Below are 26,534 nucleotides of genomic sequence, written 5' to 3' on the forward strand. Positions count from 1 at the left end.
GGGCATCGGATCGCGCAATCCCACTCTTGTCACAAGCAATCGTTCCATCCCCAAACTCACGAAAGGTCCATCAGCATGCCGGAAGCAGTTGTGGTCGCCACCGCTCGGTCTCCGATCGGTCGCGCGTACAAGGGGTCGTTGCGCGAGATGCGACCCGATGACCTGGCCGTGCAGATGGTGCGGGCCGTGCTGGCGAAGGTGCCGGCACTGGACCCGACCGAGATCGACGATCTGATGCTGGGTTGCGGTCTGCCCGGTGGTCGGTCCGGACACAACATGGGTCGCGTGGTGGCGGTCCTGGCCGGGATGGATCACCTGCCCGGCACGACGGTCACCCGCTACTGCGCGTCGAGCCTGCAGACGACGCGGATGGCGCTCCACGCCATCAGAGCTGGTGAGGGTGACGTCTTCATCTCGGCAGGGGTCGAGAGCGTCAGCAGCTACACGTGGGGAAACTCCGACAGCCTGCCCGATACGTTCAATCCGCTCTTCGCGGAGGCGCAGACCCGGACGGAGAAGTTCGCCGGTGGTGGCCAGACCTGGGCCGATCCACGCGCCGACGGTTCCCTCCCGGATGCCTACATCGCGATGGGGCAGACAGCGGAGAACGTTGCGCAGCTGATGGGTGTGAGCCGCCGGGACCAGGACGAGTTCGCCGTGCGGAGTCAGAATCGGGCGGAAGAAGCTGCTGCCCAGGGATTCTGGGCGAACGACATCACGTCGGTGACACTGCCCGACGGCAGTGTGGTGTCGGCCGACGACGGCCCGCGCACCGGGGTCACCCTCGAGGCAGTCTCCGAACTGAAGCCGGTGTTCCGTCCGGACGGCACGGTGACCGCCGCGAACTGCTGCCCACTCAACGACGGCGCCGCCGCCGTGGTGGTGATGAGCGATACCAAGGCACAGCAACTGGGTCTCACCCCGCTTGCGCGGATCGTCTCGACCGGAGTCACCGGTCTGTCCCCAGAAATCATGGGCCTGGGTCCGGTGGAGGCGAGCCGGCAGGCCCTGCGGCGGGCCGGCCTGACGATCGACGACATCGACCTGGTCGAGATCAACGAAGCATTCGCCGCCCAGGTCATCGCGTCGGCCCGGGAACTGGGTATCGACGACACGAAGCTGAACGTTCACGGTGGAGCGATCGCCCTCGGCCACCCCTTCGGGATGACCGGCGCACGAATTACCAGCACTCTGATCAATTCTCTTGTCCGCCAGGACAAGCAATTCGGTCTCGAAACCATGTGCGTCGGCGGCGGCCAGGGTATGGCGATGGTGCTCGAGCGGCTGAGCTGAGCCCGACCACATCACGAGTTCGCCGTCGCGGCGAACCCGAATCCAGAGAACCGGAGCAAGTGAGATGAACACACGATTGGACGACAAGGTCGCGATCGTCACCGGAGCGAGCCGGGGAATCGGACTCGGCATCGCCGAGCGTCTCGTGGCCGAGGGCGCCAAGGTGGTGATCACCGCCCGTAAGCAGGATGCGCTCGACGAGGCAGTGGCGTCCCTGGGCGGCCCCGAGTACGCGCTCGCGGTGGCGGGCAGGAGCGACGACATCGATCACCAGACCGAGACAGTCAAGCGCGCGATGGACGCGTTCGGCAGTATCGACCTGCTCGTCAACAACACCGGAATCAACCCCGTCTACGGGCCGATGGTCGAACTGGACCTGGACGCAGCCCGCAAGATCGTCGAGGTCAACTGCCTGGCGGCGCTGTCCTGGGTGCAGCAGGCCCACAACGCCTGGATGGGCGGGCACGGCGGGTCCGTGGTCAACATTTCGTCGGTGGCCGGAATCCAGCCCGCACCGGGCATCGGCTTCTACGGCGCAACCAAGGCGATGCTGGCACATCTCACCGCCCAGCTGGCCGTCGAACTCGGCCCGGATCTACGCGTCAACGCGGTCGCTCCGGCGGTGGTCAAGACCCAGTTCGCCACGGCCCTGTACGAGGGCAGGGAAGACGAGGTCGTCGCCGCCTACCCGCTCAAACGGCTCGGTGTGCCGCAGGACATCGGCAGCGCAGTAGCCTTCCTGCTCTCCGAGGACGCAGCGTGGATCACCGGGCAGACCATCGTCGTCGACGGCGGCCTGACATTGACCGCAGGAGCCGAATAGTCCTGCGTCGCAGCGTCTGTTCCCACCCTGGTGAGCCGTCCGGCTCCCGCATTCTTCATCAACGATCCTCATCAAACACAAGGAGCGAGACATGTCTCATCAGCGCACCGCCATCGTGACGGGAGCTGCTCGCGGAATCGGCGCCGGCGTGGCGAAACGGCTGAGCCGCGACGGATTTGCCGTCGCACTATTCGACCTCGAGGAAGCTGCCGGCAAGCCGGTGGTGGAGGAGATCGAGAAGGCCGGGGGTCGCGCCCTCGCAGTCGGTGTGGACGTCGGCGACGAGCAGGGGGTGGCGCAGGCCGTCGACCGGGTTGCCGAGGAACTGGGTGCCCCGACGGTGCTGGTGAACAACGCCGGCATCACCCGCGACAACCTGCTGTTCAAGATGACGACCCAGGACTGGGATGCGGTGATGACCGTTCACCTGCGCGGCGCATTCCTGATGACCCGTGCGACGCAGAAGTACATGGTCGACGCCGGGTGGGGCCGGATCGTCAACCTCTCGAGCACGTCGGCGCTGGGCAACCGGGGCCAAGCCAACTACGCGGCGGCCAAGGCCGGTATGCAGGGGTTGACCAAGACGCTGGCGCTCGAGCTCGGCAAGTTCGGCGTGACCGCGAACGCGATTGCTCCCGGGTTCATCGAGACCGAGATGACCGTCGCCACGGCGGAACGGATGGGGATGTCGTTCGAAGACTTCAAGGCGATGGGCGTCGCGGACATCCCGGTGGGCCGGGTCGGCCAACCGGAGGACATCGCGGCGACCGTGTCGTTCTTCGCCCGCGAGGAATCCGGGTTCGTCTCCGGCCAGGTGGTCTACGTCGCCGGCGGGCCACGGGCATGACCGCTGAGAGCACCATTCACCGTGAGCTTCGCGCACGAATCGCGGAGCTCACCACATCCTTTCCCCCTCGGTCCACCGAACCTCGCGAGTTCCAGGGCGCCCGCTTCGACGCCGGGCTGGCCTGGGTGCACTTCCCTCTCGGGCTCGGCGGCCTCGGCCTGTCCCGATCGCTGCAGGGATACGTCGAGGAGTTGCTCGAGGAAGCCGGGGCGCCGGACAACCCGGCACGGCGGATCGGCATCGGCCTGGGTATGGCCGGCCCGACCATTCTCGCTTTCGGGACCGAGGAGCAGAAGCAGCGATTCCTGCGTCCGTTGTGGACGGGCGAAGAGGTGTGGTGTCAGCTGTTCAGCGAACCCGGGGCCGGCTCGGATCTGGCGGCGGTCGGTACCCGCGCCGTCCGCGCCGGTGACGACTGGGTTGTCAACGGGCAGAAGGTGTGGACCTCGAGCGCCCACGAAGCGGACTGGGCAATTCTGTTGGCTCGCACCGATCCCGACGTGCCCAAGCATGCGGGGATGACCTATTTCCTCGTGGACATGACCGATCCCGGTGTGGAGGTCCGGGCGCTCCGGCAGATCACCGGAGAGGCGGAGTTCAACGAAGTGTTCCTCACCGATGTGAGGATTCCCGATACGCACCGCGCCGGGCAGGTGGGGGAGGGCTGGAAGGTCGCCAACGCGACCCTCACCAACGAGAGGGTCGCTATCGGCGGCGACGATTCCGTCCGCGAAAGCGGCATGATCGGCAGAATCGCGTCGACCTGGAGGGAACGGCCCGAGGTGCGCTCGACCGCGCTTCACGACGAGCTGATGACCAGCTGGGTGGAATCGGAAGTATTCCGGCTCACAGGAATTCGCGTCAGACAGAAATTGGCGGTGGGTGCGCCCGGGCCCGAGAGCGCCGGGCTGAAGCTCGTGTTCGCCCGCCTTGCGCAGACCATCAGCGGCCTGGAGGTCGAGGTCAACGGTGAAGACGGACTGCGGTACAGCGACTGGACGATGACTCGCCCCGACGTCGTCGACTTCACGGGCCGTGACCCGGGCTACCGGTATCTGCGCGCAAAGGGGAACTCCATCGAGGGCGGAACGTCCGAGATCCTGCGCAACATCGTCGCCGAACGCGTTCTGGGGCTGCCCACCGAACCGCGTGTCGACAAGGACATCGCCTGGAAGGACGTACCCCGATGAGGGAGTCGAACCTGCTCTACACCGACGTCGAGGACGCATTGCGTGAGGCATTGCGGGACTTGCTGACCGCCCGCTGTCCCGCCGGCGCGGCGACCGCGCTGTACGACGGCGACCGATCGATCGTGCCGCTTCTGTGGAAGTCGCTGGCCGCCGAGTTGGGTCTGGCCGCCCTGCTGGTGCCGGAATCGGCGGGCGGAGCGGGCGCCACTGCCCGCGAGGCCGCCGTCGTCCAGGAGGAACTCGGTCGGTTCGCGGCGCCGGCGCCGTTTCTGACCAGCGCGCTGGTGGCCACCACTGTGCTGAACTTCTCCGATGCGGACGACTTGCTTTCCGAGCTCGCCTCAGGCGAGCGCACCGCGGCCCTCGTCGTCCCGCTCTCCGCGAGCGTTGCCTCCTTCACGCCGGTCGTGACCGCGACGCCCCGTGGAACGGTGACCGGCCAGGTCACCTCGGTAGCCGGTGCGGTGGAGGCGGATCTCCTCCTCGTTCCGGTGCGAGTGGACGAGGGCATCGAGGTGCACGCCGTCGATGCCGCGGCTGTCGATGCCACCCCCGTCGTCTCCCTCGACATGGGACGGCAGCTGGCCGACCTGACCTTCGACGAGGCGCCCACTCGCGTGGTGCTCGGCGCGGAGGCGGGCGGGCCGGCAGTGCTGGCGGGGTTGCAGATCGGAGCCGCCCTGCTGGCGTCGGAGCAGGTCGGCATCGCGCAGTGGTGTCTCGACACGACGGTGGACTATCTGCAGCAGCGCCGACAGTTCGGCAGGATCGTCGGCGGGTTTCAAGCCCTCAAGCATCGGCTGGCGGATTTATACACCGACGTCGAAGGTGCCCGTGCGGCAGCTCGATACGCTGCGGCGTGCGCTGCGGAGAACGACCCCGATCTCGCGGTTGCCGCCTCCATTGCCCAGGCGTTCTGTTCGCAGGTGGCGGTCAAGGCAGCCGAGGAGTGCGTGCAATTGCACGGCGGCATCGGTATGACGTGGGAATATCCGGCGCACCTCTACCTCAAGCGCGCCAAGGCCGACCAGATCGCATTCGGCACGCCGAGCGTGCATCGCACAGTCTTGAGCGAACTCGTACGCCTGCCGATCTAGAGGCTACGGAAACCGGTAGCGACGGAATGGATCTCGACTATCGGTGCCGCTCGTCGCAACACACACCTTCTACCGCAGGAAGTCGATAAATGGATACATCGCAGAGCGCGTCCACTGCGCGCCCGACGGTCGGCGTGGTCCGTGAATCGAGAGTGGACGAGCGTCGGGTGGCGTTAGTGCCGAAGATCGTTGCGTCGTTGATCGCCACGGGCGTCGACGTGGTGGTCGAGTCGGGTGCCGGTTTGGGCGCGCTGATCCCGGACGAGTTGTACACCGAGGTGGGGGCGAAGATCGCCGACCCGTGGTCGGCCGACGTGGTCGTCAAGGTCGCGCCGCCGTCGGACGAGGAAGTGGGCCGGTTGCATGCCGGGCAGACTCTGATCGGGTTCCTCGCCCCCCGCAACCAGGACAATCAGGTCGCCGCGCTGAAGTCTGCCGGGGTGCAGGCGTTCGCGGTGGAGGCGATCCCGCGGATCTCCCGCGCCCAGGTGATGGACGCGTTGTCGTCGCAGGCGAACGTGTCCGGATACAAGTCGGTGCTGCTCGCGGCGTCGGAGTCGACCCGGTTCTTCCCGATGCTCACCACCGCCGCCGGCACCGTCAAGCCGGCGACGGTGCTGGTGCTCGGTGTCGGTGTCGCCGGCCTGCAGGCGTTGGCGACGGCGAAGCGTCTCGGTGGCCGGGCCACCGGCTACGACGTGCGCCCGGAGGTCGCCGACCAGGTCCGCTCGGTCGGTGCGCAGTGGCTCGATCTCGGGATCGACGCCGCCGGTGAGGGCGGCTACGCCCGCGAGCTGACCGAGGCGGAGCGGGCGCAGCAGCAGCAGGCGCTCGAGGACGCGATCAAGGGCTTCGACGTGGTGATTACCACCGCGCTGGTGCCGGGCCGTCCGGCGCCGCGGTTGGTGACCGCGGCCGCGGTGGAGGGCATGAAACCGGGCAGCGTCGTGGTGGATCTGGCCGGGGAGACCGGCGGTAACTGCGAGCTCACCGAACCCGGTCAGACCGTGGTCAGGCACGGGGTGACGATCTGCTCGCCGCTGAACCTGCCCGCGTCGATGCCCGAGCACGCCTCGGAGCTGTATTCGAAGAACATCTCCGCGCTGCTCGAGTTGATGCTCGTCGACGGGGCGCTGGCCCCCGATTTCTCGGACGAGGTCCTCGCCGCGTCCTGCGTCACCCGTGACCTGGAGGGACACTGATGTTGTCGATGATTCTCGAGAGGTGCACAACGTCCGTGTCGGAGTGCGTGCACCGACTCCTCAGTCCACGCGACAACTACGCCCACTTCGATTTCTCGTACGGCACACCGATCGAATTGGACACGAAAATCGAAGAGGGAGCTCGGTAATGTATACCGAATTGTTGGCGAACATCGCGATCCTGGTGTTGTCGGGGTTCGTGGGGTTCGCGGTGATCTCGAAGGTCCCGAACACGTTGCACACCCCGCTGATGTCGGGCACCAACGCCATCCACGGCATCGTCGTCCTCGGCGCCCTGGTGGTGCTGGGCAAGGTCGACAACCCGCCGTGGGGGCTGCAGGTGATCCTGTTCGTCGCCCTGGTGTTCGGAACGATCAACGTGGTCGGTGGTTTCGTGGTCACCGACCGGATGCTGGCGATGTTCAAGTCCAAGCCCACCGCCCCTGCTGCTGCTGAGAAGGGTGGGGACCGGTAATGGAATACCTCGTCAACGTCTTGTACATCGTGGCGTTCTCGATGTTCATCTACGGTCTGATGGGCCTGACCGGCCCGAAGACCGCGGTCCGCGGCAACCAGATCGCCGCCGCCGGCATGGTCGTGGCCGTCGTCGCCACCCTGATCGCGATCCGGGACACCTCCAACTGGGTGCTGATCGTCGCCGGTCTGGTGATCGGTGTGGTGTTGGGGGTGCCGCCGGCGTTGCGGACGAAGATGACCGCGATGCCGCAGCTGGTGGCGTTGTTCAACGGGGTCGGTGGCGGCACGGTCGCGTTGATCGCGTACGCGGAGTTCCTGGACTCGGACGGGTTCACCGCCTTCGCGCATGGTGAGTCGCCGACGGTGCACATCGTCATCGCGTCGCTGTTCGCGGCGATCATCGGGTCGATCTCGTTCTGGGGTTCGGTGATCGCGTTCCTGAAGCTGCAGGAAACCCTGCCCGGCCGGCCGATCGGCATCGGGAAACTGCAGCAGCCGCTCAATGCGGTGCTGCTGATCGGGGCCGTCGCGTTGGCGGTGGCCATCGGGGTCAAGGCCATCGACCCGGCCGGCCCCACCAGCCAGTGGTGGATCGTGGGGGTGCTGGTGCTGGCGGCGGTGCTCGGGTTGATGGTGGTGCTGCCGATCGGCGGCGCCGACATGCCCGTGGTGATCTCGCTGCTGAACGCGTTGACCGGGTTGTCCGCGGCGGCCGCCGGTCTGGCACTCAATAATCAGGCGATGATCGTGGCCGGGATGATCGTCGGGGCGTCGGGTTCGATCCTGACCAACCTGATGGCGAAGGCGATGAACCGGTCCATCCCGGCGATCGTGGCCGGCGGGTTCGGTGGCGGCGGTGTCGCGGCGGCGGTCGGGGACACGGCCGTGAAGACGGCGAAGTCCACCTCGGCGGCGGATGCGGCGATCCAGATGGCGTACGCCAACCAGGTGATCGTGGTCCCCGGCTACGGGTTGGCCGTCGCGCAGGCCCAGCACGCGGTCAAGGACATGGCCAAGCTGCTCGAATCGAAGGGCGTCGAGGTCAAGTACGCCATCCACCCGGTGGCGGGCCGGATGCCCGGGCACATGAACGTGCTGCTCGCCGAGGCCGATGTCGAGTACGACGCGATGAAGGAAATGGACGACATCAACGACGAGTTCGCCCGCACCGATGTCACCCTGGTGATCGGGGCGAACGATGTCACCAACCCGGCGGCCCGCAACGATCCGTCGTCCCCGATCCACGGGATGCCGATTTTGAATGTGGATCAGTCGAAGTCGGTGATCGTGCTGAAGCGGTCGATGAATTCCGGGTTCGCCGGTATCGACAACCCGTTGTTCTTCGCGGACACCACCTCGATGCTGTTCGGGGATGCGAAGAAGTCGGTCGCCGAGGTCACCGAGGAACTCAAGGCCCTGTAGGCCCTCCGGGCCCGTGCATGGTTAGCGAGTGCAGAGACTCGCAAACCACGCACGGGCGCGAAGCGCCTTCGCGGCAGACTAACCTGTGAAGGAATTGACCGCACACGGCAGAAAGGTTCGCGATGGGTCGGATCAAGACGCAGGATCTTCCGGACCTTTCCACGCTGCTGGTTCCACAGAACGAGCTGATGCTCGCGGTGGAGCAGGCCGTGCTCCGGAATCGGGGGGCGGCCGGTGTGGCGGCGTCCCTCGCCGAGCAGATCGCGGCGAAGCTCGCAGGTGTCATCACACTCGGCCATGTGGACTCGGGTCAACGCCTCCTCGAGCAGGACATCAGCGCAGTGCTCCAGGTCAGTCGCGCGCCGGTGCGCGAGGCTCTGCGGATTCTCGAGCGTGACCGGCTCGTGCACTTCCAATCTCGGCGGGGTGCGGTGGTGACGGATCTGTGCGCGGGCGACGTCCGCGATCTGTTCGACGTTCGCGCCGCCCTTTATGTGATGTTGCTGCGCCAGGAATTGATGGAGCAGCCGGAGGATCTGAAGGCGGTATTCGACGCCAACATGCCCCGGGTGCTGCAAGGGGCGCGAGAGTCGGTCGACGCCTACGCGGTCGCCACATTTCTGCTGAACAGCACCGTTGCACAAGTTTCGCGCAATCGCATCGTGGCAGAGTTGTTGCAGTCGGTCTCCCTGCAGACCCTTCGGTACGTACGCGTTGGTCTGGCCGCCACGCCCCGCGACCTGCCGAAATTCGCCAAACGCTGGCGCGCGCTCCACAACGCGATCGTCGAGCAGGACGCCGACCTCGCGGTGGAACTTGCCGAGCAACGAATCATCAGCGTCCGTGATTCCGCACTTCGCGAGCTCGGTGCGTCTGAGGAGCCCGCCGGAGACCGGCGCGCAATCTAATTCCAGGCCCCGTAGCGGCCATGCCGCACGGCCGTACATCACGAACACCTCGCCGTGGCGATTGCACCAGTGAAGGGGAATCGCCGCCTTCGATAGCCCCCGGTGCGCTGTGCCGCGCACGGAATCCGTGGCATCCGCCGAATTGCCGTGTCGTATCCGGCGTTCCTCGACCGTAACGAGTCGGGGTGTTGTCGTGTGCCCGTTCGGTGTGCTGGGAGACTGCCCAAAATTGTTGTCGACATAAATTGTGATTCCTGTTACGTTGTGACTGGCACCACTTATCCGGCCTTTTGCCGGTCATTCGAATCGTGAAGAACCAGCCGAAATCGAGGAGCCCTCGTGAAGCCTTGTGTCACCCCCCTGACCGGATCCATCGGCGCCGCTGTGGACGGCGTTCGTCTGGATGAGCCCATGGACGATCGGACGTTCGAGACGCTGCGTGCGGCTTTCCGGGAGCATTGCACGCTCGTGTTCCGCGACCAGTACGTAAAGCCATTGGCGCAGATCGCGTTTGCCCGGCTGTGGGGCGAGCCGGTGGTCACGGAGATGCTGAATCCGTTGGATGGGCACCCGGAGATCTTCCAGGTCGCGAACGTCAAGAAGGAGACCACGGCCACCGAGGCCTGGCACTACGACGGATCGTTCACCGCGGCACCGCCGAAGATCTCGATGTTGTCGGCGATCACGACCCCGGTGGGCGGGGACACGATGTGGTCGAATCAGTATCTCGCGTACGAACGACTGTCCCCGGCAATGAAAGAGACCCTGGACGGTCTGATGGTGCGGTTCGGTGGCATCCGGCTGGGCCGCATGCTCAATGTCGCCGACGAGGACACGCCGACCGCGGTGCATCCGCTGGTGCGCACGCATCCGGAGACGGGGCGGAAGGCGCTGTTCGTGGGACATCGGGAGAACGCCTGCATCGACGGGTGGACCCGATCGGAGAGCGAGCCGTTGCTGGAGTTCCTGTATCGGAATTCGGTCACCCCGGACAACGTCTACCGCCACGCGTGGCGGGAAGGGGACCTTGTCATGTGGGACAACCGGTGCACCATGCACTACGCGATCCACGGCTACGGCACCCAGGAACGGGTGCTCAACCGCATCACCCTCCGTGGCGAGGTTCCTGCGTAGGAGCGCCCACGACCAGCCCACGACCGTATGGCGCACATCCAGACGTAGTGCGCACTGATTGGAGCAACAAATGCAAGACAACGATCGCTCCACAGTGAGCGCGACGGCAGCAGCGCGGGGTGGATCGGCATTCTCGGATCCGTTGTGGAAGGTGCCGAGGACGACTGCTTGCATCACGACGAGGAAGGGAGAAGATGTGTTCATGGCACTCCCGGGCGACACCGAACGGGCAGACGACCCCGCCGACGGCGGCAAAAGGGTCGCCCCGGCGGTGAGCGCTCCGACTGCCCGCACCGCATGGAGCATCACGTTCCTCGTGATGATTCTGCAAACGATCAACTTCGCAGACAAGGCGGTACTCGGGATCGTCGCCCGGCCGCTGTCCGAGGATCTGGGCCTGTCGAACGCGGACATCGGACTCTTGGGCAGTGCCTTCTACGTCCTGTTCGTGATCACCGGGCTGGTCGGCGGCTTCATCGCCGACCGTGTGCGCATCGTCTGGGTGCTGCTGGCTCTGGCCCTGCTGTGGTCGCTGGTTCAGATCCCGGTACTGCTGGTGGGCACGTTCACCGCGCTGATCGTCAGCCGCGTGCTGCTCGGCGCCGCGGAAGGCCCCGCGGGTGCTTTGAACAACGTCGCGGTGTTCGGATGGTTTCCCAAGAGCAAGCGAGGCCTTCCCTCCGCGGTGGTCAGCTCCGGTACGTCGCTGTCGAAGATACTGATGGCGCCGGTGCTCACGGTGATCGTCGCGGCATATGGATGGAAGGCCGCATTCTGGACCCTGATGATCGTCGGCCTGGTGTGGGCTGCCGTGTGGCTGGTTGTCGGCAAGGACGGGCCGTACTCGGTGAGCAGTGCGCGCGAGGAAGCCCAGGCCGGTACCACCGGCAAGGTGGAACGGGTGAGTTTCCGGCGGATCGCCGCATTGCCCACCTTCTGGGGTGGGGTAATCGGCATGTTCGCCATCTACGGCATGGTTGCGGTGATACTCACCTGGCTGCCTTCCTACTTCGAGCAGGGGCTGGGCTTCGGCCGGGTCGACTCGGGACTGCTCTTCGCGCTGCCGAGCGTGACCGGGATGGCGTCGATGTTGTTGGTGTCCTTCATCACCGATCGGCTCGCCGGCAGGGGCATGAGCGTGCGAATCTCGCGCGGAATGGTGTCGGTGGTGGCTTTGTTCGTGTGTGGCGTCATGCTGGCCTCCATCCCCTTGGTGCACAGTGCGTGGCTGGCCGTGGTCCTCGTGGTCGCGGGATACGGAGCGGGCGTGGCCAGCTACCCGCTGATGAATGTCGCGGTGGCGCACATCAGCCCGGAGCGTCAGGTCGCATCCACCCTGGGCGTCTTCACCGCACTGTTTTCGACCTCGGGCATCCTCGCCCCGTGGCTCACCGGTCACCTCGTCGATACGGCGACTACACCCGCCGAGGGGTACACGACGGCTTTCCAGATCTTCGGTGTCGTGGCGATCTTCGGCGCCGTGGTGATGGCGCTGACCGTCAATCCCGAGCGTGATCGCGCCCGGATCGCGGCGATCGACACGCTGACCAGCGCCGACGGCTCCGTCGACGACAAGTCCTGACGAATCCGGACGCGGGCGCACCCGGGTGGCTCCGATGCCTTCCAGCCCTACTTTCTGCCGATCATGTTCGATCTCATCACGCGCATGAACCAGCCTTCGAGGGCTGGTTCATGCGCGTCCGTCGTGTCAGGCGGCCGCTCGATGTCGGCCGGTACCGCAGATAGCGTTCAGCTGGGGTCACGACTTTGGCGACGCGCGCTCGAGGCGCCATAACGCCTCGATGTCGGCGGCATGCGGCATCTCGTCGGTGACGAACAGCAAGCACCGTCATTTGCATGCGCGACTACGAAACCCGACCCGGCCACCGCGAGTCGGGGTGTTGTCGTGTGCCCGTTCGGTGTGCTGGGAGACTGCCCAAAATTGTTGTCGACATAAATTGTGATTCCTGTTACGTTGTGACTGGCACCACTTATCCGGCCTTTTGCCGGTCATTCGAATCGTGAAGAACCAGCCGAAATCGAGGAGCCCTCGTGAAGCCTTGTGTCACCCCCCTGACCGGATCCATCGGCGCCGCTGTGGACGGCGTTCGTCTGGATGAGCCCATGGACGATCGGACGTTCGAGACGCTGCGTGCGGCTTTCCGGGAGCATTGCACGCTCGTGTTCCGCGACCAGTACGTAAAGCCGTTGGCGCAGATCGCGTTTGCCCGGTTGTGGGGCGAGCCGGTGGTCACGGAGATGCTGAATCCGTTGGATGGGCACCCGGAGATCTTCCAGGTCGCGAACGTCAAGAAGGAGACCACGGCCACCGAGGCCTGGCACTACGACGGATCGTTCACCGCGGCACCGCCGAAGATCTCGATGTTGTCGGCGATCACGACCCCGGTGGGCGGGGACACGATGTGGTCGAATCAGTATCTCGCGTACGAACGACTGTCCCCGGCAATGAAAGAGACCCTGGACGGTCTGATGGTGCGGTTCGGTGGCATCCGGCTGGGCCGCATGCTCAATGTCGCCGACGAGGACACGCCGACCGCGGTGCATCCGCTGGTGCGCACGCATCCGGAGACGGGGCGGAAGGCGCTGTTCGTGGGACATCGGGAGAACGCCTGCATCGACGGGTGGACCCGATCGGAGAGCGAGCCGTTGCTGGAGTTCCTGTATCGGAATTCGGTCACCCCGGACAACGTCTACCGCCACGCGTGGCGGGAAGGGGACCTTGTCATGTGGGACAACCGGTGCACCATGCACTACGCGATCCACGGCTACGGCACCCAGGAACGGGTGCTCAACCGCATCACCCTCCGCGGCGAGGTTCCTGCGTAGGAGCACCGACCACTCGCCGGCTCCGAGATTCCGCCGGCTCCGAGGTCCCGAGCGAACAAGACTGCAGCATAACCTGACTGGAGCAAGAACATGCACGTTATCGATCAGCCCTCGGCGAGCGCGACGGCAGCGTCCGGCGGAGCGGAACTCACACGCCGGACCTGGAAGATGCCCAGGGAGATGCTGATGGTGCGGGGAGCGCAGATCCTCGTCGGTCTGGCGTGGCTGGGACTGTGGCAACTGACGGCCGACCGCAAGTGGCTGGACCCGGTGCTCGCGAAGACACCGGGACAGTCGTGGGACTACCTGGTAACGGCGGCGAGGTCCGGCGAGCTGTGGACCAACACTCGCTACACCATGGTCGCAGTTCTCATCGCGTGGGTCGTGGCGGGTGCGATCGGCGTCATCGTCGGCGTCGCGTTGGGGCTGCTGCCCAGAGTCGAGCGGGTGCTGACCCCGTATCTCGATGCGGCCAATGCGATGCCGCGGATCGCTCTCGCGCCGTTGTTCATCGTGGCGCTCGGCATCAACACCTCGGCGAAGGTTGCGTTGGCCTCGACGCTGGTCTTCTTCATCGTGATGTCCGGAGCGCGCGCCGGGGTGCGCTCCACCGACGCTGAATGGTTGCGGCTGTCTACGGTCCTGGGCGCCAACAAGTATCAGATGTTCCTGAAGGTGCTCATCCCGGTGGCGACGCCCGCGATCTTCGCGGCGCTGAGGTTGGGACTGATCTACTCCTTGCTCGGCGTCGTCGGTTCCGAACTCATTTCGGCCCGTAACGGATTGGGTCAGTTGATCGCCACGTACTCGGCGACGTTCCAAATGGAGGCGGTGTACGCGATCCTACTGTTCCTGGCGGTGATCGCGGTGGTACTCAACCAGGTGATGAGTCACGCGGAGCGCCGGTTCCTGCGGTGGCAGCCACCAGTTGACCGATGACCGAACTCGCCATCGGAAAAGACAAGTCTGGAGCAGATGAGATGACCATGATTTCTACCGCACAGCACGCAGCAGGTTTGCCCGGAGGCGGCTCGGCCGCGAATCCGGGCAGGGACGCGATCGTGTTCGACGGCGTGGACGTGACCTATCCGGCTCCGCAGGGTGGGATTCGGACCGTGTTGTCCGGGATCGACCTACACATCCCGGCCGGCGAATTCACCGCGATCGTCGGGCGAAGCGGGTGCGGCAAGACGACCTTGCTGAACATGGCGGCCGGACTGGTCGACCCCGCCGCGGGATCGGTGTCGGTTATGGGAAAGCCTCCCCGGGAGGCGCGGTCGCACCTCGGATTCATGCTGGCACGCGATGCCCTGCTGCCGTGGCGCAGCGCGGTGCGCAATGTCGAGTACGGGCTCGAGTTGCGGGGGGTGGGCCGGGCCGACCGCAAGGCGCTGGGACGGCGGTGGCTGCAGGCGGTCCACCTCGAGGAAGCTGGGCACCTGTGGCCCTGGCAACTGTCCCAGGGAATGCGGCAACGCGTCGCACTGGCACGAACCTGGGCGCTCGACCCGGACGTTCTGTTGATGGACGAACCGTTCGCCGCACTCGACGTCAATACCCGGATGTCGGTGCAGAAGGAATTTCTCGAGCTGTGGCAGCGCGAAGAGCACCGCACCGTCATCTTCGTCACCCACGATCTGGGCGAGGCGGTGGCCCTGGCCGACCGGATCGTGCTGATGGGGGAGGGGAAGATCCTCGACGACGTACAGGTGGACATCCCACGGCCACGAGAGCTCTCGACGGTGTCCGCCGACCCGCAGTACCAGGCGATATACGAACGTCTGCGCGAACGACTGCACTGAATCGACCTCGGCAATCAAGCGTCCCGACAAGCAGGAGAACCCTCAGATGCTCGACAAACGTTCCGCCATCACAATCGCAGGGGCACTGGCCCTGCTCACCTCAATGGTCGCGTGTGGCACCGCCAACACCGCCCCCACGTCGGAGAACGGTCTTACCTCGATCACGATCGGCAGCATGGAGAGCAACTCGCTGAGCTTCCCCTACACGATCGCTCAGGAACAGGGCTTCTTCCAGGGTGCCGGCCTCCAGGTCGAAACCGTCACCGCGACCTCGGGGCCGCAGCTGACGTCGGCCCTGATCGGAAACACGACCCAGATCGCGATCGGAACTCCCGAGAATGTCATGGGAGCGATGAATCAGGGCCAGCACATCACCGCCATACCACCGTTCGGGCACATCGACATGTCACTCGTGACTCCTGCCGACAGCGGGATCGCAGATGTCAAGTCGTTGCGTGGAAAGCAGATCGGAGTCGTTCAACGCGGGAGTGCCTCGGAGAGGTTCGCCCGCACGGTCCTTTCCAGTAGCGGTGTGGATCCGGACAGCGTCACCTACGTTGCGGTCGGGTCCGGTGCGACGATGGAGCCGGCGGTGCGCAACAAGAAGGTCGACGCAACGGTGGGGTCGACCTCGACCGTGGTCACGATGGAGGATCACGGAATCGAGTTCCGCACTCTGGCAAGCCCGTTCGACGGAACCGCCGGCGAGTTGGGCGACGTCGGATTGCAGACGTTCTGGACGACGACCGAGGAGTTTGCGCAGCAGAACCCGGACGCGATCGACAAATTCTGCACGGCGATGAACAAGGCCGCCGACTGGATCGCGGACGATACCAACCGCGGGTCTGGCACGCAGTCCCTGGCAACACTGCTGCAGATTCCGACGGAGAGCGCCGGGCGGATCTGGGACAAGACACACCTCTCCTGGAGTCCGACGATCAATGAAGCGACGTGGAAGTCCAACGTCGACTGGATCCTCGGCGAGGGGAGTTCGGGTATTCCCTTCGAGGAAGCCGTCATGCCTGAATGCGGTTGAAAACCAATATGATGCCGCACGCGCGAGGGGATAGGTATCTGGCGACGTCGGTGGCAGGGGCGGAGGTGGGTGATTCGACGCCCGCCTCCGCCCCTGGTGTTTCTGCGTAAAGCGCAGCGGTCCGGCACGGGTGGTTCGTCCCACCGTGTCCACGTCGGGACGAACCCCACGGGCGCACCATTGGCGGAGACCCCGGTGCAGCCCGGCGTCCAGTCGGACTCTGCACATGGCAATGACACCGGTTCCTCCGAGGGCTGACATAGCTGAGCCCATCCCGCCGTCGAGCATCGAATCCTGACGCGACCGCTGAGCGATCGCGTCAGGATTCGAGATGATCATGTCAACTGGAGAATGGAATGATAGTGCGGTGGAATGATTCTCGTGAACCAATCGCGTGTGGTGTTCGTCCAACGCCTGTGGCGGGAGGGCTACAGCGTCCCCGTAGCGAGCTGGAGGCCGAGGGAGGCGAGGGAAACGATCACCCACAGGGTGGCGCCGAGGATCACTGGCCGGGGACCGGTGCGGCGCAGCCCGGGAAGATCGGTGGACAGGCCGATTGCGGAGAGTGCCACGGTGATCAGGAAGAGGGAGGTCGCGCTGAGTCCGTGATGGGCTCCCGCGGGAATCAGTCCTGCGCTGTTTGCGGCTGCGGCGAGCAGGAATCCGATGAGAAACCACGGCACCAGCCGGTGCACTCGAACCCGTGTCGCAGTCGATGCTGCCGCCGTCCCATCGACCGTGCGACGGGCATCGGCGCGGGTCTTGCGCTCCACCATGGCTGCGAGACCGAGGCAGATCGGGATGATCAACAGCGTACGAGCGAGTTTGACCACTACCGCGTAGTTCGCGGATTCGGCGCCGTAGGTCGTGGATACGGCCACGACCGAGGACATGTCGTTGACCGCGGTCCCGGCGAACAGGCCGAAGCTGTGTTGACTCATACCCAGTGCGTGGCCGATCACCGGAAACGCGAGTACTGCGGCGATATTGAAGAGAAAGACGGTCGAGATGGCGTAGGTGACCGCTACCTCGGCCGCTCCGATGACGGGAGTGACCGCTGCGATCGCCGACCCCCCGCAGATGCCGGTGCCCACCCCGATCAGGGTGCGCAGGTCGCCGATCACTCCCATCCATCGGCCGATGAAGTAGGCGGCGATCAGGCAGATGGCGAGTGTGCCGACCATGACTGGCAGGGAATCGAATCCGACACGCACCACCTGGGTGAGCGACAGTTGAGATCCGAGGATGACGACCGAAACCTGCAGAAGGAATTTGCTCGACGTCTTGATTCCGGGTTTCAGTCGGTCGCCGGGTTTGATCAGGGTCGCGATCAGTACGCCGAGAACGATGCCGGTGACCGGACCGCCGATGAGTGGAAACATTCTGCCGACAATGGTCGCCACGACCGCAATTGCGACCGCGAGCGACAGACCTGGTGCGCGCGATATCGATCCAGTTGCGACCGAGGACCACACCGAGTTCGACTTGGTGGCGGTTCCGTCCGGTCCGGCGCGGCGAGTGGTTGTGATAATTCGGTTCATATCAAGTACTTTCACGATCGTTTGCGTCGTGCGGTAGCCACCAATTTCCTGCAGGCCTATAGCAATCCGCTATGGCTATCGATGTGTGTGAGGTGCGATTGTGTCTGAAGGATTTCGTCCGGCAATTGATCTCGAGTCACTGCGCATGCTTGTCTTGGTCGCTGATCTCGGCAGCATCTCCGCAGCTGCCCGCGCGGAACACATCAGTCAGCCGTCGGCGAGTAGGCGAATCAAGGTATTGGAAGGGCAGCTGGGGCTGGAACTCGTCGATCGCCGCAGCCGGGGTGCGGAGCTGACCGCGCACGGCCGAATGGTCACCGACTGGTCTCGCGGCGTAGTGGACGCCGCGGACACCTTGGTGATCGGAGCCAGAGCATTGACGACGCGGGCGACCGACAACGTGAGTATCGGGGCGAGTCTGACTGTGGCGGAGTATCTCGTCCCGACATGGCTGGCCGAGTTTCGCCGACGTGGAGATTGGCCTCGAGTGCAGCTGCGCGTTGCCAACTCGCAAGGTGTGATCGCGGCACTGCGCGCGCGTGAGATTGACCTGGGGTTCATCGAATCACCGGACGTTCCCAGCGATCTGCGAAGCCTCCCGGTGGCCAGAGACCGCCTCGTGTTGGTCGTCTCACCCCAGCATCGGCTGGCGTGCTGCCGTCGGCCGCTGTCTGCTCACGAGCTGGACACGCTGCCGCTCGCTTCGCGTGAGGGTGGCTCCGGAACCCGGGAAACGCTGCAGCGAGCCGTCGGCGCGTCGATGTCGCCCCCAGCGATCGAGCTGCATTCGAATACAGCAGTGAAGGTGGCGGTCAGCGCGGGCGAGTACGCCGCCGTACTCAGCGAGTTGACCGTGCGGCAGGAACTGCGTGACGGGCGGTTGATCGAGGTCCCGCTGGCCGGCCTGGACCTGACCCGATCGCTGCACGCCATTTGGCGAAGTGGTACCCGCATACGCGGCTCCGTCGGTGATTTCCTCGCCCTTGCCGCGCACCGTCCCCACCCTCGGAACCGTCCGTCTGACCAGGAGTAGCTCACGACGCCGGCATCCTGGAGTCCTGTCACCGAACCGTCCGCCCCAGGCCGAGTGCCACACTTTGCGTCGCCGCGCTGCCACTACCTCTAGATTCGAAGCATGGACCTGCGTCAGATGGAGTACTTCCTCGCCGTCGTCGACTGTGGCGGGGTCACGCGCGCCGCGGCCCAGTTGCACGTCGCGCAGCCCTCGTTGTCTCAGGTGGTCCGCAAGCTCGAGAAGGACCTCGGTGTCGAGTTGTTCCATCGCGTCGGCCGAGGCCTCGTACTCTCCCCGGCCGGCGAGGCGCTGGTCGGTCCCGCGCGCGCGATCCTGCGCGAGGTGGAATCGGCCGAGAACGCCGTGCGCGATGTCGGGGCGATGCGCGGCGGCCGGATCGACATCGCCTCGCTGTCGGACCTGTCCTCGGATCCGCTGTCGGTATGGGTTGCCAAGTTCCGCCTGCAGTACCCAGATGTGCGGTTCCACATCGAGGAGCGCGACGAGATTGCCGACGTCGTGTCTTTGGTCCGGTCGGGGGCTTGTGAGCTGGGTGTCCTTGCTTTGCCGCTCCCGACCGAGGGGCTCGTCGGGGAGGAGCTGATCGACCAGCAGCTCGTGCTGGTGTGTCCGCCCGGCACCGACGCACGGTGGCCGGATCCGGTGCCCATCGAGGAACTGACTCGTGTTCCGTTCGTGATGGGCGAAAGGGGAACGGCAACCCGGGATTTCATCGACCGCTCGCTGCGGTTGCACGGCGTCGAACCCGACGTTGCGGTGGAGGTGCGTCAGCGTGGCGCCGTGCTTCCGATCGTCCTCGCCGGCGGCGGGGTGTCGATCGTCGCCTTGCGCAGTGGACTCGACGCAATACTTCGTGGCGGGGTGGTGCGTGAACTGTCGCCGCGTCTCACCCGCCGTATGGGTGTGGTCCGCCGGCCCGGCCGGATTACCGAGGCGTCCACGCAGTTCCTGGCGGGCGCGCGCGCGTCCTTCGAGGAGTTCGCCGCATCCATCGGCGCGCACATGAAGTCCGGTGCGTCCCTTGTGGACGCTGCCAGGCTGACGCGGGCGGAGTCCGACCGCCGTCTACGCGAGGACATCGCAAGAAGCATCGACTCATAGGTAATTGCAGTACTTTTCCTACTTTTCTGGTCTTTGACCTGATCGATTCTCGCGTCTTCAATGGTGTGTACCTGATCACACCGCTGCGGCGGAATCCGGCTCGATCACCTGGGCGGTCGCCCGAGGAATTCATCCGGACCGGTTCACGCCACGCACGTCACCGCGACGTTTCGTTCCACGAAGAGGACCAATGACCCAGACATCATCGCCGACGGCCACGTCGGCCGGACACACCAGATCGGCGCCGATGCGACGCGCCTGGATCGTCGTCGGCCTCCTGGTCGTCTTCATGCTCATCAACCACGCGGACAAGTCAGTCATCGCGTTCGCCGGTGTGCAGATCCAGCACGACCTGGGCCTCAGCCCGCAGGAGTTCGGCGTCATCCAGAGCAGCTTCTTCTGGCTGTTCGCCGTCGGTGCCCTGTTCTTCGGCTGGTTGTCCTCCAAGGTGAGCCTCCGCTGGCTGATGGCCGGCCTGATGCTGACGTGGGTGGCGACCATGGCCCCGCTGCTCGGCACCGTCAGCTTCAGTGTGCTGGTCGCCTGCCGGATCGTGCTCGGCTTCGCCGAGGGCCCCGCGTACGCGCTGGCCAATCACGCCGTGCACTCCTGGTTCACGCCCGAGAAGCGTGCGATGCCGAGTGGATTCGTCACCGCCGGCGCGTCGATCGGCACTCTCATCGCCGCACCTCTGCTGACCTGGATCATCGTCCGCTGGGACTGGCACGCCGCGTTCTACATCCTCATCGTGATGGGTCTGGTCTGGGCGGTGGCCTGGATGATCTTCGGCCGCGGCGCCCCCGAGGACAACACTGCGGCCGCGAAGCCCGCAACCACGATCGTCGTCGACACCGTCGATGCCCCGTACAAGACGATTCTTCGCACCGGCACCGTGCTCGGCATCGCGCTGCTGATGTTCTGCTCGTACTGGTCCACCACGCTGAAGGTGGCCTGGCTCCCGGTGTACCTCCAGGACGGACTCGGCTACGACACGATCACCACCGGCCGACTGGTGATGCTTCCCTACGGTTTCGCCGCGGCAGGCGCGATCGCCGCCGGTTGGTTCTCCAGCCGCCTCATCGCTCGCGGGGTCTCCCGAAAGATCGCCCGTGGTTACCTCTCGGCCGTGCTGATCGGCGGCGCCGGTGCCGCAATGATGGGCTTCACCGTGCTGCCGCAGGGCCCGGTGCAGATCCTGCTCGTCTCCCTGGCCTTCTCGCTGAACACGGCCGCATTCGGTGTTGCACTGTCGGCCATTGCGGACGTCGTGCAGTCGAAGAAGCGCGGCATGGTCCTCGGTGGACTCAGCGCGGTGTCGAGCATCTCCGGCATGATCGCGCCGCTCGTGCTCGGCTTCACCGTCGGCGGTGCCGCCGACAAGATCTCCGGCTACGCCAGCGGCTTCCTGATGAGCGGCGCGCTGATGGTCGTCGGCAGCATCATCGCAGTGTTCCTGGTCAACCCCGACCGCGACATCGCCCGCATCCGCCGCAGTGTCGAGGAGACAGCATGATCATCGACAAGCCCCTGGACGGCGTTCGCGTCGTCGACTTCGGACAGTTCATCGCGGCGCCGGCCGCGACCCAGATCCTGGTCGACCTCGGCGCCGACGTGATCAAGGTCGAGCCGCTGCACGGCGAGTCCGCCCGCGGCATCGGCCCGGCCGGCGAGGCCATGCTCCAGAACTACAACCGCGGCAAGCGTGCAATTGCGCTGGACCTGAAGGACCCTCAGGCGCAGGAGATCGCTCGAAAACTGATCGCGAGCGCCGACATCGTGGTGCAGAACCTGCGCCCGGGCGTCATGGAGTCGTTCGGACTGGGCGCCGAGGATGTCCTCGAGGCTCACCCCTGGATGGTTTACGCCACCGTCAGCGGATTCGGCCTGCACGGACCGTCGAAGTACCGGCCCGGGCTCGACATCGCGGCGCAAGCCGAGAGCGGGATGATGTGGGTCACCGGCGAGACCGACAGCGAGCCGCAGAAGGTCGGGGCCCAGATCGTCGACGCCGCTTCCGGTTACGTCTGTGCCCAGGCGATCCTTGCGGCCTATGTGCGCCGCCTCCGCACGGGCGCGGGTGACACGGTCGAGGTGTCGCTGCTCGAGGTCGCGATCCACCTGCAGGGCACGAACTGGGGCCAGTACCTGATCACCGGCGAGGAGCCCGTCCGCAAGGGCAACGGGCAGCCCAGCATCGCCCCCGCCGCGGACGTGATGACGACCAAGGACGGCAGCCTGGTCCTGTCCGCCTACTCGGATGTGCACTTCACCCGCCTGTGCCGCCTTATCGGGCGCCCCGACGTCGCCGAGGACCCGCGGTTCGCGAACAACACCCTGCGGGTGGCGAACCGGAAGGCGATGCTCGTCGAACTGCGAAGCGCATTCTCGACGATGACGAGCGACGAGGCCATGGAACTACTGACCACCAACGGCGTTGTCGCGGGCAAGATCAACACCTACCCCGAGGCCATCCGGAGTGCGGACGTGGAAGCGTCCGGGTTGTTCCTCGAGGTCAGCGGCGTGGACGGAGTACCGAACACCGCCCTCGGATCGCCCTGGCACCTGGGCAGCATGCCCAAGATCTCCACCGACGGCGACCCGGACCTCGGCCAGCACACCGCCGAACTGCTCGCCGAACTCGGCTACCCCGCCGCCACGGTCGACGCGTTGGTCGCCGACAAGGTCGTCGGCGTCCGCTAGGCACCGGCACCAACCTGCCGCCATCCACACTTTTCGACAAAGGAAACACCATGCAGCGCAGCATCTTCACCGAAGACCACGACGCCTTCCGCGACTCTGTCCGCCAGTTCATCGCCAAGGAGATCACCCCGAACCTGCCCGACTGGGAGGCCGCCGGTTCCATCCCCCGCGACTTCTACAAGAAGACGGCGGAGATCGGCATCAACGGCCTGCAGGTACCCGAGCAGTACGGCGGCGGCGGCATCGACAGTTTCCTGTTCAACACCGTCGTCTACGAGGAAATCGGTTACGCCGCAGCATCGCTCGGCGGGTTTCAGGTGCACCTGAACACCGTGCTGCCGTACTTCCTCGAGTACGCCAACGAGGAGCAGCGCGACCGCTGGTTCTCCGGCTTCGCCGACGGTGGCCTGGTCAGCGCGATCGCCATGACCGAGCCCGGCATCGGTTCCGACCTGGCCGGCGTCACCACCACCGCCGTCCGCGACGGTGACGACTACATCCTCAACGGCAACAAGACCTTCATCACCGGCGGCATCAACGCCGACCTGGTGATCGTGGTGGCGCGCACCTCGAAGGATCCCGAGAACCGTCGCAAGGGTTTGTCGCTGCTGGTCGTCGAGGGCGACATGCCCGGCTTCCTCCGCGGTCGCAACCTGCACAAGATCGGCATGAAGTCGTCCGACACCGCCGAGTTGACGTTCGACAACGTCCGCGTGCCGGCGCGGAACCTGCTCGGTGAGGAGGGCAAGGCGTTCGGCATGCTCGCCCACAACCTGCCGCAGGAGCGGCTGTCGATCGCGATCACCGGTCTGGCCACCGCAACCGCCGCCGTGAACCTCGCCATCGACTACGCCAAGGAACGCCTGGTCTTCGGCAAGCCGCTCGCCGACTTCCAGAACACCAAGTTCGTGCTCGCCGAGTGCGCGACCGAACTGCAGGCCGGGCAGGCGCTGGTCGACCAGGCGCTGATCGCGCTGGACGCCGGCACCCTCACCCCCGCCGACGCGGCCAAGGTGAAGCTGTTCTGCACCGAGATGCAGGCCCGTGTCATCGACAAGTGCCTGCAGGTGCACGGCGGCTACGGCTACATGAGCGAGTACCCGATCGCGCGGCTGTACGCAGACGCCCGGGTCACCCGAATCTTCGGTGGCACCAGCGAGGTCATGAAGAGCGTCATCTCGAAGTCGATGGGTCTGTAGGCATCCCATCCCGCCCCGTCGGGCCACACCCCGTTCCCATCCCGGGACGCCACGCGCCCGGACAACCTCGAAAGACCATCGACATGCAGATCAAGGACATCAACGCCGTCGTCACCGGCGGCGCATCCGGACTCGGACTGGCCACCGCAACCCGCCTGGTCGAGGCCGGCGCCACCGTCACCCTGCTCGACCTCCCCAGCTCGTCCGGGGCCGAGCAGGCCGAGGCGCTGGGCGCGGCAGCACGGTTCGTGCCGACGGACGTGACCGACGGGGACGCAGTCGCCGCGGCTTTCACGGCAGCCGCCGAGCGCGGCCCGGTTCGGGCGGTCGTGCACTGCGCCGGCCGCGGTAGGCCCATGCGCGTCCTCACCAAGGACGGCAAGGCCGCCGAGCTCGAGCCGTTCGAGACGGTGATCAGGCTCAACGTGATCGGCACCTTCAATGTGCTGCGATTTGCGGCCGAGGCTATGGCCGCGAACGAGCCGCTCGACGGCGACCGCGGCGTGTGCGTATTGACCGCCTCCGTCGCTGCCTACGAGGGACAGATCGGGCAGATCAACTATGCGACCTCCAAAGCCGGCGTCGTCGGGATGACCCTGCCCGCTGCCCGCGATCTCGCCGGCGTCGGGATCAGGGTGTGCACTATCGCACCCGGCGTCTTCGCGACGCCCCTCCTACTGAGCGCACGCGACGATATCCGTGATGCGCTGGCCGCCTCGGTCCCGCACCCGCAGCGGCTCGGCGAGCCATCCGAGTTCGCCGGTCTTGCCGCGCACATCATCGAGAACGGCATGCTCAACGGCGAGACGATCCGCCTCGACGGCGCGATCCGGATGGCACCGCGGTGACCGAAGAGGCACCCGCACCGGTCGTAGTGACCGAACGGGTGGGGCCGGTGCTGGTCATCACACTCAACCGCCCCGCCGCGCGTAACGCGGTCGACCGGGAGGTCGCGCAGGCAGTCGCCGCGGCGGTCGACCTGCTCGACACCGATCCGGAGCTGAGGGTCGGCATTCTCACCGGAGCCGGCGGGTACTTCTGCGCGGGAATGGATCTCAAGGCGTTCCTACGGGGCGAGAGCCCACGGGTCGCGGGTCGAGGGTTCGCCGGACTTGTCGAGGCAACACCAGCCAAACCCCTCATCGCTGCAGTCGACGGGCCTGCGCTCGCCGGCGGCTTCGAGATCGTGCTGGCCGCTGACCTCGTCGTCGCCGCGCCGACCGCGACGTTCGGCCTGCCCGAGGTCCGGCGCGGCCTGGTCGCCGCGGCCGGCGGGCTGACCCGGCTGCCCGCCCGACTGCCCCGGGCAATCGCGCTGGAGATGGTGCTCACCGGCAAGACCATGACCGCCGCGCAGCTGCACCCGCTCGGCCTGGTCAACCGGCTCGCGCCGGAGGGCGCGGTGCTGGCGACCGCGATCGAGTTCGCCGAGGAGATCGCCGCCAACGGTCCGCTCGCGGTCCAGGCCAGCAAGCGGGTCATCGACGAGTCCTCCGCCTGGCCGGCTGCGGAGCACTTCGAGCGAACACGGCAGATCGTGATGCCGGTGTTCGACTCCAACGACGCCCGAGAGGGCGCCACCGCATTCACAGAACGCCGCGCCCCGGTCTGGACCGCGACGTGATCACCGAGAATCGACAGAATAGGAACAACTATGCGTGATGCAGTCATCGTCGAAGCCGTCCGGAGCCCCGTCGGGCGCCGCAAGGGCGGCCTGGCGGAGGTCCACCCCGTCGATCTGTCCGCGACCATCCTGAACGCACTGCTCGACCGGGCGGGCCTCGAGGCCGGTGTGGTCGACGACGTCGTGTGGGGCTGTGTCGGCCAGGTCGGCGAGCAGGCCGGAAACATCGCCCGCAATGCCGTCCTCGCCGCCAACTGGCCGGAGTCGGTGCCGGGCACCACGATCGAGCGTCAGTGCGGCTCGAGCCAGCAGGCATTGCATTTCGCCGCCGCGGGCGTGATCTCCGGCCAGTACGACATCGCGGTCGCCGGTGGTGTCGAGTCGATGACCCGGATCCCGATGGGATCGGCGCGACGCGTCGGCCTCGGTGACGCGAACAGCGACGCGATCAAGCAGCGTTACGGCGGAATCGAATTCAACCAGATTCGGGGTGCCGAGTCCCTCGCCACCAAGTACGAGCTGACCCGCACCTGGCTCGACGAGTACAGCCTGCGCTCGCACCAGCGGGCCGCGCAGGCCCTCGACGAGGGGCGCTTCACCGGCGAGATCGTGCCCGTGACCCTCCCGGACGGGACCAAGCTCGAGTCCGACGAGGGAATCCGCCGGGCCTCGACCCTCGAGAAGCTGGGCCAACTGGACCCGATCTTCCCCGAGGACGGCCGCATCACCGCGGGCAACGCTTCGCAGATTTCGGACGGTGCGGCTGCGCTGCTGGTGATGTCCGGCGAGCGGGCCCGGGAGTTGGGGCTGACCCCGATCGCCCGGGTGCACACTGCGACGGTGGTCGGTGACGACCCCGTCACGATGCTGGCCGGTCCGATCCCCGCCACCGCGCGGGTACTCGAGCGGGCCGGCCTGACGCTCGACGACATCGGAGCATTCGAGGTCAACGAGGCGTTCGCCAGTGTGGTGGGCGCATGGCTACGGGCGACCGGGGCTTCTGAAGACCGGGTGAACACGCTCGGCGGTGCGATCGCGCTCGGTCACCCGCTCGGCGGATCCGGGGCCCGCCTGGCCACCACCCTCGTGCATCACATGCGCGCCAACGGAGTCCGCTACGGGCTGCAGACGATGTGCGAGGGCGGCGGAATGGCCAACGCCACCATCTACGAAAACCTCGCCGTCGCAAATTGAGGCTCGGTTCGAGCGCGGCACAGGGGGCGTGGATAGACCCGCTGCAGCGCGCGCACCCTGG

24 protein-coding genes are annotated in these 26,534 nt (G+C 66.1%); 23 read left to right on the plus strand and 1 reads right to left on the minus strand.

Going from position 1 to position 26,534, the window contains the following annotated elements; all coding sequences use genetic code 11:
• Window positions 1–75: 75 nt before the first annotated feature.
• The 15 genes from CJ177_RS30415 to CJ177_RS30485 all read left to right on the plus strand — a co-directional run bounded on the left by CJ177_RS30415 (window position 76) and on the right by CJ177_RS30485 (window position 16,078).
• Window positions 76–1,293, plus strand: coding sequence for an acetyl-CoA C-acetyltransferase (locus CJ177_RS30415; RefSeq protein ID WP_095869315.1), 1,218 nt, complete (start codon window positions 76–78; stop codon window positions 1,291–1,293).
• A gap of 64 nt (window positions 1,294–1,357) precedes the next feature.
• Window positions 1,358–2,116: an SDR family oxidoreductase gene (locus CJ177_RS30420; RefSeq protein WP_095869316.1), complete on the plus strand. Its 759-nt coding sequence runs from the start codon at window positions 1,358–1,360 to the stop codon at window positions 2,114–2,116.
• Between the two features lie 91 nt (window positions 2,117–2,207).
• Window positions 2,208–2,963 (plus strand): 3-oxoacyl-ACP reductase FabG, encoded by a 756-nt coding sequence (gene fabG, locus CJ177_RS30425; protein WP_095869317.1) that lies wholly within the window; start codon window positions 2,208–2,210, stop codon window positions 2,961–2,963.
• Window positions 2,960–4,153: an acyl-CoA dehydrogenase family protein gene (locus tag CJ177_RS30430; RefSeq protein WP_005242750.1), complete on the plus strand. Its 1,194-nt coding sequence runs from the start codon at window positions 2,960–2,962 to the stop codon at window positions 4,151–4,153. Before fabG ends, CJ177_RS30430 begins: the two co-directional genes overlap by 4 nt.
• The gene (locus CJ177_RS30435; RefSeq protein WP_179443309.1) at window positions 4,150–5,250 is read left to right on the plus strand and encodes an acyl-CoA dehydrogenase family protein; all 1,101 of its coding nucleotides are present in this window, start codon (window positions 4,150–4,152) and stop codon (window positions 5,248–5,250) included. Before CJ177_RS30430 ends, CJ177_RS30435 begins: the two co-directional genes overlap by 4 nt.
• 89 nt (window positions 5,251–5,339) lie before the next feature.
• Window positions 5,340–6,452 (plus strand): Re/Si-specific NAD(P)(+) transhydrogenase subunit alpha, encoded by a 1,113-nt coding sequence (locus CJ177_RS30440; protein WP_095869319.1) that lies wholly within the window; start codon window positions 5,340–5,342, stop codon window positions 6,450–6,452.
• 148 nt (window positions 6,453–6,600) lie between these two features.
• On the plus strand, window positions 6,601–6,927 hold the full coding sequence (locus tag CJ177_RS30445) for an NAD(P) transhydrogenase subunit alpha (RefSeq protein ID WP_005262615.1): 327 nt from the start codon (window positions 6,601–6,603) through the stop codon (window positions 6,925–6,927).
• Complete coding sequence (locus tag CJ177_RS30450; protein WP_095869320.1) at window positions 6,927–8,351, plus strand: NAD(P)(+) transhydrogenase (Re/Si-specific) subunit beta; 1,425 nt, start codon at window positions 6,927–6,929, stop codon at window positions 8,349–8,351. Before CJ177_RS30445 ends, CJ177_RS30450 begins: the two co-directional genes overlap by 1 nt.
• A gap of 122 nt (window positions 8,352–8,473) precedes the next feature.
• Window positions 8,474–9,259: a GntR family transcriptional regulator gene (locus tag CJ177_RS30455; protein WP_005242742.1), complete on the plus strand. Its 786-nt coding sequence runs from the start codon at window positions 8,474–8,476 to the stop codon at window positions 9,257–9,259.
• 339 nt (window positions 9,260–9,598) lie between these two features.
• A complete protein-coding gene (locus tag CJ177_RS30460; protein WP_095869321.1) occupies window positions 9,599–10,393 on the plus strand; it encodes a TauD/TfdA family dioxygenase in 795 nt (264 codons plus the stop codon).
• Between the two features lie 202 nt (window positions 10,394–10,595).
• Window positions 10,596–11,975 carry an MFS transporter gene (locus CJ177_RS30465; protein WP_043943943.1) on the plus strand — a complete coding sequence of 460 codons (1,380 nt, stop codon included), beginning with the start codon at window positions 10,596–10,598 and terminating at the stop codon, window positions 11,973–11,975.
• Between the two features lie 470 nt (window positions 11,976–12,445).
• A complete protein-coding gene (locus CJ177_RS30470; RefSeq protein WP_095869321.1) occupies window positions 12,446–13,240 on the plus strand; it encodes a TauD/TfdA family dioxygenase in 795 nt (264 codons plus the stop codon).
• A 90-nt stretch (window positions 13,241–13,330) separates the two neighbouring features.
• Complete coding sequence (locus CJ177_RS30475; RefSeq protein WP_005242737.1) at window positions 13,331–14,179, plus strand: ABC transporter permease; 849 nt, start codon at window positions 13,331–13,333, stop codon at window positions 14,177–14,179.
• Window positions 14,180–14,226: 47 nt separating this feature from the next.
• Complete coding sequence (locus tag CJ177_RS30480; protein ID WP_257014735.1) at window positions 14,227–15,042, plus strand: ABC transporter ATP-binding protein; 816 nt, start codon at window positions 14,227–14,229, stop codon at window positions 15,040–15,042.
• 46 nt (window positions 15,043–15,088) lie between these two features.
• A complete protein-coding gene (locus CJ177_RS30485) occupies window positions 15,089–16,078 on the plus strand; it encodes an ABC transporter substrate-binding protein (protein ID WP_095869322.1) in 990 nt (329 codons plus the stop codon).
• 428 nt (window positions 16,079–16,506) lie between these two features.
• On the opposite strand, the gene CJ177_RS30490 is transcribed toward CJ177_RS30485, so the two are convergent.
• Window positions 16,507–17,619: a YeiH family protein gene (locus CJ177_RS30490; RefSeq protein WP_257014736.1), complete on the minus strand. Its 1,113-nt coding sequence runs from the start codon at window positions 17,617–17,619 to the stop codon at window positions 16,507–16,509.
• Window positions 17,620–17,719: 100 nt separating this feature from the next.
• On the opposite strand from CJ177_RS30490, the gene CJ177_RS30495 reads away from it, so the two are divergent.
• The 8 genes from CJ177_RS30495 (at window position 17,720) to CJ177_RS30530 (ending at window position 26,473) form a co-directional block, all read left to right on the plus strand.
• Window positions 17,720–18,652 carry a LysR family transcriptional regulator gene (locus CJ177_RS30495; RefSeq protein WP_095869323.1) on the plus strand — a complete coding sequence of 311 codons (933 nt, stop codon included), beginning with the start codon at window positions 17,720–17,722 and terminating at the stop codon, window positions 18,650–18,652.
• Between the two features lie 102 nt (window positions 18,653–18,754).
• Window positions 18,755–19,756: a LysR family transcriptional regulator gene (locus CJ177_RS30500; protein ID WP_005242729.1), complete on the plus strand. Its 1,002-nt coding sequence runs from the start codon at window positions 18,755–18,757 to the stop codon at window positions 19,754–19,756.
• A gap of 190 nt (window positions 19,757–19,946) precedes the next feature.
• Complete coding sequence (locus CJ177_RS30505) at window positions 19,947–21,269, plus strand: MFS transporter (RefSeq protein ID WP_005242727.1); 1,323 nt, start codon at window positions 19,947–19,949, stop codon at window positions 21,267–21,269.
• The gene (locus CJ177_RS30510) at window positions 21,266–22,456 is read left to right on the plus strand and encodes a CaiB/BaiF CoA-transferase family protein (RefSeq protein WP_005242725.1); all 1,191 of its coding nucleotides are present in this window, start codon (window positions 21,266–21,268) and stop codon (window positions 22,454–22,456) included. The genes CJ177_RS30505 and CJ177_RS30510 overlap by 4 nt, the downstream gene beginning before the upstream one ends.
• 50 nt (window positions 22,457–22,506) lie before the next feature.
• On the plus strand, window positions 22,507–23,655 hold the full coding sequence (locus CJ177_RS30515) for an acyl-CoA dehydrogenase family protein (protein ID WP_061045488.1): 1,149 nt from the start codon (window positions 22,507–22,509) through the stop codon (window positions 23,653–23,655).
• Between the two features lie 83 nt (window positions 23,656–23,738).
• Window positions 23,739–24,503 carry an SDR family NAD(P)-dependent oxidoreductase gene (locus tag CJ177_RS30520; RefSeq protein WP_025432782.1) on the plus strand — a complete coding sequence of 255 codons (765 nt, stop codon included), beginning with the start codon at window positions 23,739–23,741 and terminating at the stop codon, window positions 24,501–24,503.
• The gene (locus tag CJ177_RS30525) at window positions 24,500–25,279 is read left to right on the plus strand and encodes a crotonase/enoyl-CoA hydratase family protein (RefSeq protein ID WP_061045486.1); all 780 of its coding nucleotides are present in this window, start codon (window positions 24,500–24,502) and stop codon (window positions 25,277–25,279) included. Before CJ177_RS30520 ends, CJ177_RS30525 begins: the two co-directional genes overlap by 4 nt.
• Window positions 25,280–25,309: 30 nt before the next feature.
• Entirely contained in the window at window positions 25,310–26,473 is a 1,164-nt protein-coding gene (locus CJ177_RS30530) for an acetyl-CoA C-acyltransferase (protein ID WP_095869324.1), read from the plus strand.
• Window positions 26,474–26,534 lie beyond the last annotated feature (61 nt).

Source organism: Rhodococcus sp. ACPA1 (assembly GCF_002300195.1).
In the GTDB taxonomy this organism is placed as follows: Bacteria; Actinomycetota; Actinomycetes; order Mycobacteriales; family Mycobacteriaceae; genus Rhodococcus_F; species Rhodococcus_F opacus.